Genomic DNA, 10,025 nt, shown 5'->3' with positions numbered 1-10,025 from the left:
CGTGGGCGAAGGAAATCCCTTCCCGCTCCACCACGTTCACCCCGGAGGCCGCCGCGTCGAGAAGGAGGTCCACGAGGTGGTCGTCTAACAGGTTTACCTCGTCCACGTAGATGATCCCGCGATTCGCCCGGGCCAGGATCCCCGGCTCGAAGCGCCGCCGCCCGTAGCGCAGCGCGTGCTCGAAATCGAGGCTTCCCACCAGCCGGTCCTCGGTAGCGGATACCGGCAGGTCCACCACCGGCACCGGCCGCGTCACCGGCAAAAGCGGCGCACCGGCCGCCAGCCGCTCCCGGCAAAAAGGGCAGAGCGTCACCTCGTCCGCCGGGTCGCAGTTGCACGGGCAACCGGCCACCACCCTAAGCGGCGGCAAGAGCGCCGCGAAGGCCCGGACCGCCGTTGATTTGGCGGTTCCTTTTTCCCCGCGCACCAGGACCCCGCCGACCAGCGGGTTGATGGCGTTCAAAATAAGGGCGAGCTTTAGCTCCTCCTGACCGATAATGGCCGTAAAGGGATAAACGTAGCGCCTGAATTCGACCATTTTTACCTCCGCAAAACGATTCCTGAATAAAAGTTAACGAGATGCGGGAAACAGCCCGCGGTCCTATGCCGGCCTGCAAATCCAGGTTTAACCTAGGTAGCAGGCTTTATCCGGACTTTCAACTGCTAACTTCGAACTCCGAACTATTTAACGTCGAACGCTATTCCTCATTCCGCTTGAGCCGCCATAGCCCGAGCGCGGCGAAAAGCAACGTCCAGCCGGCGAGCAAGCCCACCGCCGGCCAGGGCACCGGGTTTCCCGTGAAACTGGCCCGAAGCACCGCCGTCGCCGGCGTGAGCGGCAAGAACCACACAAGATACTGCAGCGCTCCTGGCAACCGCTCTAAAGGCACCAGCGTGCCGCAGAGAAAGGTCATCGGCACCACAATGAACTCGCTAATCAACGTCTGGTCGTCGAAAGAGCGCAGGGAAAGCCCCAGGAAAACCCCGAAAGCGCCCGCGGCAAAGGCGCAAGCCACAAGCCACAGCAGCCCAGCAAAAGAAAAACGAAAGCCGGGAACGAAAAGTAGCGCCAGCGCCAGCACGATGCTGCCGGAAAGCAGGCCCCGGAGCGCTCCTGCAAGCGTGTAGCCCAGCCAGAGCGCCGTGCCGGCCAGCGGCGCCAGCCGGTAGGCGTCGAAACTTTTGAACTGCAGCCGGTTGTAAAAGAGGCGTACGGTTACGGAAGAAATTCCGTTATTAAAGACCGCGAGCGCCACCACACCGGGCACCAGAAACTCAAGATAGCTAAGCCCCCCAGGCATAAACAACTTTAAGCGCTGACCCGCCCCGTACCCGAAACTCAGGAGAAAGACGAGCGGCGAAAGCATATAAACCGTAAAGTAGAGCCAGAAGCGGCGCCGCCAGGTGAGGAGTTCCTCCCAGACGACCGGATACCAGCCAAAGACAACTTGGCGCATCAGTCCTGCCGCCTCCATTCCAGGAGTACATAAGCGAGAAGGGAAAGCGCGCCGAGCCAGCCGAGACTCTGCAGGAACCAGTCCCAGTGGTTCCCTCCCCCAAGGGCCAGCGCGCGCAGGTTGTAGGTTCCCGCCGTGAGGGGCAAAAACCAGCTCGCCTCGCGGAGGCTCCCCGGCAACCGCTCCACAGGAAAGAAGGTGCCGCAAAAGAAGGTCATCGGGAAGACTATCGCGTTAGTAAACATCAACACGTCCTTGTCCCCGCGGGCGACCATCGCCACCGCCACCGCAAAGGCCGCAAAGGTGAAGGCAATCACGGCCAGCTGCACCACGAAGAAAAACGATAACCGGAAACCGCCAACTATCGCCCACGCCGCCAGGTAAACCAGCAGCGCCATAAGCACCCCTTTTCCCCCGCCGGCCACTAAGTGACCCGCTAACAGGGAACGGGTAGAAAGCGGCGCCAACAGGTACTCGTCCAGCACCTGGTAAAAGGTCCGCCGCAACGTAAACCAGTTAACCAGGTCGCTGTAGCTCGCGGTAACGGCCGCCATCACTACCAGGCCCGGAACGAGGAAATGGAGGTAGTGCACACCGGCTGCGCTCTCCTTAAAGTTCCAGGCAAAGAGGAGGAGAAAGAGCACCGGCCGGTTCAGTCCCCCGACCAGAAAGCGCCACCAGCGCCGGCGCCAGACCAGCCCCATCGCCAGCACCAGCGGCAGCCAGGCAGGATAGACCCTCTCGGCCCAAGGCTGCTTCCCCACCGCTGCTTCCGCCATTGCCTTCATCCTCCCCGCCGCCCGCTTCCCTTTTACCTCTTTCAGCCTTCAGCAATCTCCCGCCCCGTAAGCTCTACGAAAACATCCTCCAGGTTCGTCCGCCGCACGGTAACGTCCCCAGTCAAGGTGCCGGCGTAAACCTTAGCCTCCTGCCGCGTGGGAAAGAAGACCCGTCTGGTCCCCTCCCGGTCGAAAAACTCTACGCAAAAAGCACCTAACTGCGCCATCAGCTCCCGCGGCGCCCCCAGGGCGATAAGTTTTCCCCGGTCGATGATCCCAACGCGGTGGCAGAGCGCCTCCGCTTCCTCAATATAGTGAGTGGTTAAAAAGACCGTAACGCCATCGCGGTTTAAAAGCTGAATTAGGTCCCAGATGCGTCGCCGCGTCTGGGGGTCCAGCCCAATTGTCGGTTCGTCCAGGAAAAGGAGCGGCGGCTCATGAAGAAGCGCCCGCGCAATGAGTAACCGTCGGGCCATTCCCCCGGAGTAGTTCTGGACGCGGTCGTTCGCCCGGTGGGCAAGCCCCATGTAGGCGAGCAAATCCTGGATCCGCTTCTCCCGCAATTTTCTCGGTAACCGGTGCAAAAGCGCGTGCAGAACCAGGTTCTCCCGGCCCGTTAGCTCCCGCTCCAGGTTGTTGACCTGGGGCACAACGCCAATCAAGCGCTTCACCGTTACTGGATCCTCGGCCACGTTTACCCCGGCGACGAAAAGTTCCCCCGCCGTAGGCCGGGCCAAGGTGGTAAGCATCCGGATCAGCGTTGTTTTTCCGGCGCCGTTCGGGCCCAGAAGCCCGAAAATCTCCCCGCGCCTGACGGAAAAAGTGACACCGTTAACGGCAGTTACCGGCCCGTAGCGCTTTACCACCCCGCGTACCGCCAGTCCCGCTTCTTCCGGAACCAACTCTTCCTGCGGGGTAAGGGCGGTTAGCCGCTCCGGATGAGCCCCAACGCCCTCACCGACAGGCCGCGCGTCAGCCCGCTCCCTCTTAACCAGAAAAAATCTACGCTCGCGCAAGCGCCGCCAACCCCTCCCTTACTTCTTTCCCCTCCGGCGCATCTGCCGGCGCCACCGGTGTCACCTGAATCCCCCACGGTGCCTCGGTAACCACCGCCTCCACACCGTACACCACCCGGAGGTTTGCCGGCGTGAGCACCGCCGCCGGTTTCCCCGCCGCAAAGACCCGCCCCTCGTGCAGCAGCAGTAAACGGTCCGCAAAACGGCTCGCCAGGTTCAGGTCGTGCAGTACCGCCACCACGGTCCGCCCCTCCGCCGTAGCCAAGCGCCGGATTAGCGCCATCACCTCAAGCTGGTAGCGGATGTCGAGCGTCGCCGTGGGTTCGTCAAGGAGCAAAACTTCTGGTTCTTGGGCCAGCGCGCGCGCCAAAAAAACCTTCTGCTGCTGCCCGCTGGAAAGCTCCCCGAGCAGCCGCTCCGCCAGGGAGGTCAGCCCCAAGTAGCCGAGGGCCGCGCCCACCACCTCCAGGTCGCGCTGGCTGACGCTCCAGGTGAGGTAGGGCCGCCGCCCCTGCAGGACCGTCTCCACTACCGTTGTAGGGAAGCCCGCCTGCCCACCCGGCGGCGGCACATAGCCCAAACAGCGCCCGATCTCGCGGCCGCGTAGTGCCGCCAAGTTCTTGCCGTCAACGAAGATCGTCCCTGTCCGGGGCCGGAGCACCCGCGCTAAGCACCGGAGCAGCGTCGACTTTCCGGAGCCGTTGGGACCGATGATGCCGAGCACCTCACCTCCCGACACCTTGAAGGTGATGTCCGCCAAAGCCGGCACGCTGCCGTAGGTGAAGGAAACATTCTTTACTTGCAGCCGCATCTTTCACCCTCCCGTCACGTTCGGCGTTCTACGTTCGACGTTTAAGAAGTATTCTGCGGGCCGGGATAAGGCCGGAGGCCGTTTCCGGTAAATACGGCAAAACCGTTTGGATGCCGGAAACGCTACGCTTTATCCCGGCCCGCCAGAAACAGATGTCGGCTGCAGGAAAACGTCGAACGGACCCCAAAGCTCTATCAGTCTGAGCTTGAACTGCGAACCGTAAACGCCTTACCGGATGATCACCTGCCGCTTCGCACCGTCCCACTCGGCCTTAAGCCCCAGAGCTTGGGCCACAAAGCGGTAGGGGAGCATCGTCCGACCGCTCACGATCTCCGGCGCCGCATCAATAGAAACGGGCACGCCGTTAAGGAGATAATCCTTGGCGCCGAGCTTGAACTGAACCACCCGCTTACCGGCGAAAATCGTCACGGTTCTATTGGCACCGTCCCAGATGATTTGGTCGTCACCGATACCGGCCGCGTAAGCTAAGTAGCGCACCGGCGCGTAAGTCCGGCCGTTTTTAATGTAGGGCGCGACCTCCATCTCCTTCTCTTCGCTGCCAATCCGGTACCTGGTGCTGCCGATGGCGAAGACCGCCTCCGCCCGGATGGCCACCGGTGCCGGCGTCAGGCACTCCGCCAGGACACACGATAGCTTATTAAGTGATGAAGAAAAGAGAGTCTCCGTCTCACTCAGGGCGCTGCCGCTAACCTCGAGGGTGACCGGCCCTACCGGCACCGTCCGGTCTAAAGTAAGCAGGATGTTGTCTACCACCACCGTGCTCCCCATCTGCTCGTAGGCTGCTTCCGCGGTGGTTTCCTCGTGGGTGGTCTCCTTCGTTGTAACCTGCTCACTACCGGCCACCGGCTTCTCCACCGGAGTGGCGCTCGCGAGCTTCACGGGAATTACGAGCGTGCGGTCGTCATCTTCCAACTTAATTCCGGCGGTATCGAGCTCTAGGTCGCCAGCCGTCACCGCCGCGTTGGGCTTTGCAGCGAAGCGCACCCCCGCCGGCAACGTGAGTTTCAAAACGGCGCGGTTCCCAGCCGCGTCGCGCGCCCGCAAAGCGCCTACCACATTTTCTTGAATAGTGACCGCCCCTACTGGCTGCGCCGCCAGACCAACCCTTACCTTACCGCCTCCAGGGGTTACCTTAACCGGCGCCTGCACGTTCGCTACCGTTACGCTCTGGCTGAGGCCCGGTCCTCTCACCGTCACCGTCAGCTCCTCGGGAAGGTAAACCGTCAGGTCTACGGTAGCGTTCTTGAAGCAGAAGATGGTCCGCCGGGTGCTCTCTGTAGAAACCCGGTAAATGAGGGTTCGCCCGTCGTCGCGCGTTCTGTGGTACTCTAGTTGCCCGTTCCCCGCCTCGCGCGCCACCGTTGGCAACCGGTTCCATTTCGCCCCCTCCGGCAGCGTAAGGCTCAAAAGTCTCCCCGACGGCAGGTCGCAGGCCATTCCCTCGGTAACGGTGAAGCTCCCGATATGCTGGTTCTGCCGGCCGGCCACCACGTCGAGCGTGCTCTTCGCCGCCGCGCTAAGCCCAGAGACCAAATACTTTGCCACCGTCACTTCGGCGATTTTCTCGCCGCCGACACCCGGATTAGTACCGCCGTAAGTCACCTTTACGTCGCGCGCGGTAGCGAAGGGCTCGTTCGCCTTGACCGAAGCCTTGATCACCAACTGCCCGGGGCTCCCGCTGCTCGCCTTATCGATCTTTAAGTAGAGGGCGCTGCAGCCGTTCTTTTCGGTATAAACGTCGTAGCCCACGCTCCCCGCGCCAAAGCCGCCCTGCGGGATGAGCTGTACCCTATCCCAAGTAAAGCCCAGGCTCAAGACGAGCTTCACCGTGTTGCCGCTGGGGAAGTCCGCGGCGTTCGGTTTGAGCGCCCCGGCGAAATCCTCCTTCAGGGTGATGTTGGCGATCTGCCCGCCAATATCAGTAATCTCGGTGGCCGCAGCCGCGGTGATGTTGCTCCCACCCGCGGTTAGGAGCTTGCCCACGGTCACCGAACCGGAAGAGAAGCCGGCGGTGGAGGGCGCGTCGAGCGTCACCTTGATGTCGGAGGACTCGAGATCCTCAGGCCTCACAGGCTTGATATGCACCCTGTCGAGGTAACAGTATATCCTGACATACTTCGTCGTCGGCGCCCACTCCTGGTTCACAATTAACGTAAAACTGTTCCGCGCCGTCGCCTGAAAGAGGAGCTGTGCCGGCACGCCCGCGATCCCGGCCTTATCGCCATAGCTGTAGGTCTGCCCGTTTACCGTAAAACCAGCATCGCTGAAGTCAACCGGGTAAGTAGCATTAGTAACCGAAGGTAGATAAGAAGGACCGCCAGGGAAGTAAAACTTTATCCTGGTAAGTTCAACGTAAGACGGAAAAGTAACTGTCACGTAATCGCCCCGGTTTATCGACCCCGGCTCGGTTTCACTAATACATAAGGCACCAAGCTCCGTATCGGTTTCCGGCGCTACATTTGGACACCAGAGCGCCTTGTTCGACGTATTAGCATTGGCCACCCCGGAAAAGCCGCATAAGAAAACGGCCAATAAGAGTGTTAGAAAGCTCAATTTCAACTGCTGCATTAGCCAACCTCCCCCGGGTAAATCATAGATTCTTCGCTGTTCAATAAGAAGCCGCATCCCTTATGGATACACGTAAGCCCCCTTAAGCTCCATCTTGTGGAATTTCTGCAGCATCTCCTTATGGATCGCCGCTGGATTCACGTCCTTGAAGAGTTGCGGGTAAAGCCACTTGGCGATGTAAGCCATCCCGACGACCGCCCGCGGCCCGGTGAAGATCTCGCTCGAAAGCATATAGACCTTCCCCTGCCGCACGGCGGTAATTTTGCTCCAGCCGGGGCGGCGCATTATCTCCGCGCGCTTCTCCTTCATCGCGTCCGGCTTCTCGTCGTAGCCCGAAGGAATAGAACTGCCGCAAGCCTTGATAATCACCTCCGGGTTCTGCGCTACCAGCCACTCGGAGCTGATCTTCGGGTAGGGCGCCCGCAGCCCGGCGCCGATATTCCGCGCCCCGACGCCGTCCAGAAGCTCGGCGCCGCCGGAGCCAGGACCACTTAGCGTGTAGTCGGTGTACTGCTCTAAATAGACCAGTGGCCGCTTATTGAGCGGTATTTTCCTTGTCCGCTCCGCAAATAGCTTCTGGTACTTCTCGAAGTAAGCGATGTAGGCCGCCGCCTCCTTCTGCCGGTTCATGATCACCCCCAGAGTGCGGATGTCCTGCGCCATCGTCTTAAGCTTGTAACAGTCTAAAAACACCACCGGCACCCCGGCCAGCTCGAGCTGCGTGATGATCTCCGGCTTCAAGAACTTTCCGTAGCCGAAGACCACATCGGGTTTTAACGCCAGGATCTTCTCCACGCTCGGGGTGAAGGATTTACCGACATCCTGCGCCTTCTTGAGCCGCCCGGTGAAAAACTTATCCTCTAACGTATAACTCGATGCCCCCACGATTTTATCCGCGTCACCGAAGGCGCAGATCAGCTCCGCCACGTCGCCGTTGACCTCCACGATCCGCTGCGGCGGGCAGGGAACACGCACCGTCCGCCCCATAGAGTCTTTAACGGTAATCTTTTTTGCCGCTTCCGCCGGCGTCCGTGAACCCGCAAACGTCCCCAGAACCACCACCAGAAGCGTCATGAGCAAAGCCACCAGCCACCGTAAACGCAACCGCCTCACCTCCTATCTCAATATTTTGGGTTAGACCTCCGGTTTTCTCAGGATCTCAGCCAATTTCAAATCTTGGGTGGTCACCCACTTACCGCTCCCTCTAAACGTTTTAATTTTAATTTTTAAAGTGGCTCAACGCCTAAAAACCTTGTATAGCCGTTTTCACCCCCACCACTGCCGCCGCTTTTTAATCAGCAGGTAAATGAAGAAGGGCGCGCCCATTAGACTGGTAACAATTCCCACCGGCAGCTCGGTCGGCGCAATAACCGTCCGCGCCAGGGTGTCGGCGAGCAATAGCAGGACCGCACCCATAAAACAGGAGCAGGGAATGAGAAAGCGGTTGTCGCTGCCAACCAGCATCCGGCAGATGTGCGGGCCGATCAAACAGATAAAGCCGATGATGCCGGTGAAGGCAACGGTGGCCGAAGCGGCGAGGGTGGCTAAGCTTAAGGTGACGACCCGCAGCCGGCCCACCTTGATCCCGAGGCTCGCGGCCACTTCCTCCCCCGCGCCAAGCACGTTGAGGTCCCAGGCGTAAAGGCAGAGCCCGACTATACAGAGTAGCACCACCGGGGTCAGCAACGCCACCATCTGCCAGTCGGCGCCCCAGAAGCCGCCCATCAGCCAGACAATGAGTTCCTTCAGGGCGTCGTTGTTGGAGATGTATTTCAGGAGGGAGACGCCCGCCTGAAAGAGGTAACCAATGGCGACTCCGCCCAGAACCAGCGTCTCGGGCGCCATCCCCTTAAACCGCGCCAGGGAGAAAGCCAGGAGTGTGGTCAACCCCCCGAAGATGAAGGCGTTGGTCACGATGAGCCAGCGCGACACGTCGAGGTAGTTCCCGCCCACCAGGCCCGTCCCCAAGACAATCGCCAGGGCCGCGCCGAAGGCCGCGCCGCTCGAGAGCCCCATCGTGTAGGGCGAGACCAAGGGGTTTCTTAGCACCCCCTGCGCCACCGCGCCGGCTCCGGCCAGGCTCATCCCGGTGATGGTAGCCAGGACGATGCGGGGAAGGCGGATCTCCCAGACGACCGTCCGCGCTAAGTCGCTCACCGGCGCGGTTTTAATCCCGAAGTGGCTCAAGATCACCCGCCAGGCATCCGCCACGCTTATCCCGGCCGCTCCCGCCGCCGTGCTCACGAGAGCGATCAGCACGGTGAGGCCGAGCAGCAGCACCGTAAACAGGAGCTTGCGCCCGGTATGGCGCGCGTAGGTGCTTTTTACCGCGTCAAACTCTACGGCCAGTCCCCGCGCTACCTCTGCGGGTAAACCCATACGCCTTTAAGCTCCTCCCCGTAGAACCTCTTGAGCATCTCCCGGTGGACCGCCTCCGGGTTCACGTCCTGGAAAAGCTCCGGATGCAGCCATTTGGCAACGTAGCAAAGTCCCACCGCACTTTGCGGTCCGAAGGCGATCGAAGACGAAATCAGATAGACACGCTTCTTTTTAACGGCGGTTGTCGTCTTAAGGGCAGGTCGGGCCATAATCCTGCGCTGGAGCGAAACCAACTCACTCGTCGTCTTCGCCTCAAAACCGATGCCCTTATTAGTCACGCCCGCAAAATCGGCGGAAACATTTTTAATTACCGCCTGCGGGTCTTTCCCCGCCACCCATTCCGGCGTAACCGTAGGATTAGCGAGACCCAGCGGTGCCGCAATATTAACGCCCCCGGCCCACTCGATCATGGTGTGGCCACCGGAACCGGGACCCGTGCTCCCCCAGTCCCTCATTGAGCTTTCCCAGTAGACCTTCACTCGCTGGTCAGGCCGCAACTTGCGGGTCCTTTCCGCGATCATTCGCCAGTGGCTTTCAATAAAACCCGCATAGGCCTCTGCCCGTTGCGGACACTGAAAAATTAAGCCCAGGGTCCGTATCTCGTTGCCCAAAAAATTATGGTTATACCCGTAGACCCGCATCACCGGAATCCCGGCCCGCTCAAGCTGACTCCTAATTTCCGGTTTCATCGCCCACTCGAGCACCAGGTCAGGCTTTAAAGAAATGATCTTCTCTACATCAGGTGTAACCGCACTACCCACACTGGGCACCTTCTCAACGTAGCCAAGCCACTTCTGGTTTTTCTTCGTATAGTCGTAAACGCCCACAACCTTCTTTTCCTGCCCCAGAGCTTTGAGGATCTCCGCCTGGTAGCTCCCCGTAACCACCACCCGCCGGGGCGGTGATGGTACCCGCACTACGTGCTTCTCAATTTCCCCGGTCGGGGTGACGAAATACTCGGTGACGGTGATCCGCTTCTGGGTAGCCGCAGTTG

9 protein-coding genes are annotated in these 10,025 nt (G+C 60.4%); all 9 read right to left on the bottom strand.

The window, feature by feature from the left end; all coding sequences use genetic code 11:
- On the bottom strand, nt 1-538 hold a 538-nt coding region (locus ACUVTA_RS06915; protein WP_445952224.1), incomplete at its 3' end, for an ATP-binding protein.
- A 160-nt stretch (nt 539-698) separates the two neighbouring features.
- The gene (locus tag ACUVTA_RS06910) at nt 699-1,457 is read right to left on the bottom strand and encodes an ABC transporter permease (protein WP_445952223.1); all 759 of its coding nucleotides are present in this window, start codon (nt 1,455-1,457) and stop codon (nt 699-701) included.
- Nucleotides 1,457-2,236 carry an ABC transporter permease gene (locus tag ACUVTA_RS06905; protein WP_445952222.1) on the bottom strand — a complete coding sequence of 260 codons (780 nt, stop codon included), beginning with the start codon at nt 2,234-2,236 and terminating at the stop codon, nt 1,457-1,459. The genes ACUVTA_RS06910 and ACUVTA_RS06905 overlap by 1 nt, the downstream gene beginning before the upstream one ends.
- 41 nt (nt 2,237-2,277) lie before the next feature.
- Complete coding sequence (locus ACUVTA_RS06900) at nt 2,278-3,252, bottom strand: ABC transporter ATP-binding protein (RefSeq protein WP_445952221.1); 975 nt, start codon at nt 3,250-3,252, stop codon at nt 2,278-2,280.
- Nucleotides 3,239-4,063, bottom strand: a complete 825-nt coding sequence (locus ACUVTA_RS06895; protein WP_445952220.1) for an ABC transporter ATP-binding protein — start codon at nt 4,061-4,063, stop codon at nt 3,239-3,241. Before ACUVTA_RS06895 ends, ACUVTA_RS06900 begins: the two co-directional genes overlap by 14 nt.
- A gap of 228 nt (nt 4,064-4,291) precedes the next feature.
- Nucleotides 4,292-6,652 carry a copper amine oxidase N-terminal domain-containing protein gene (locus ACUVTA_RS06890; protein WP_445952219.1) on the bottom strand — a complete coding sequence of 787 codons (2,361 nt, stop codon included), beginning with the start codon at nt 6,650-6,652 and terminating at the stop codon, nt 4,292-4,294.
- A gap of 60 nt (nt 6,653-6,712) precedes the next feature.
- Nucleotides 6,713-7,756, bottom strand: a complete 1,044-nt coding sequence (locus ACUVTA_RS06885; RefSeq protein WP_445952218.1) for an ABC transporter substrate-binding protein — start codon at nt 7,754-7,756, stop codon at nt 6,713-6,715.
- A gap of 162 nt (nt 7,757-7,918) precedes the next feature.
- Nucleotides 7,919-9,031 (bottom strand): FecCD family ABC transporter permease, encoded by a 1,113-nt coding sequence (locus ACUVTA_RS06880; RefSeq protein ID WP_445952217.1) that lies wholly within the window; start codon nt 9,029-9,031, stop codon nt 7,919-7,921.
- The coding region (locus tag ACUVTA_RS06875; RefSeq protein ID WP_445952216.1) for an ABC transporter substrate-binding protein at nt 9,010-10,025 on the bottom strand (1,016 nt) is incomplete at its 5' end. The genes ACUVTA_RS06875 and ACUVTA_RS06880, both read right to left, overlap by 22 nt.

Source organism: Thermodesulfitimonas sp. (assembly GCF_052743955.1).
The sequence above is the reverse complement of the archived record's forward strand: the minus strand, read 5'-3'. Positions and strand labels throughout refer to the sequence as shown.

What these genes read in the sequence shown, in the direction of transcription:
- ACUVTA_RS06910 (WP_445952223.1), bottom strand. Translation starts at nt 1,457, where the DNA reads ATGCGCCAAGTTGTCTTTGGCTGGTATCCGGTCGTCTGGGAGGAACTC.
- ACUVTA_RS06905 (WP_445952222.1), bottom strand. Translation starts at nt 2,236, where the DNA reads ATGGCGGAAGCAGCGGTGGGGAAGCAGCCTTGGGCCGAGAGGGTCTAT.
- ACUVTA_RS06895 (WP_445952220.1), bottom strand. Translation starts at nt 4,063, where the DNA reads ATGCGGCTGCAAGTAAAGAATGTTTCCTTCACCTACGGCAGCGTGCCG.
- ACUVTA_RS06890 (WP_445952219.1), bottom strand. Translation starts at nt 6,652, where the DNA reads ATGCAGCAGTTGAAATTGAGCTTTCTAACACTCTTATTGGCCGTTTTC.
- ACUVTA_RS06880 (WP_445952217.1), bottom strand. Translation starts at nt 9,031, where the DNA reads ATGGGTTTACCCGCAGAGGTAGCGCGGGGACTGGCCGTAGAGTTTGAC.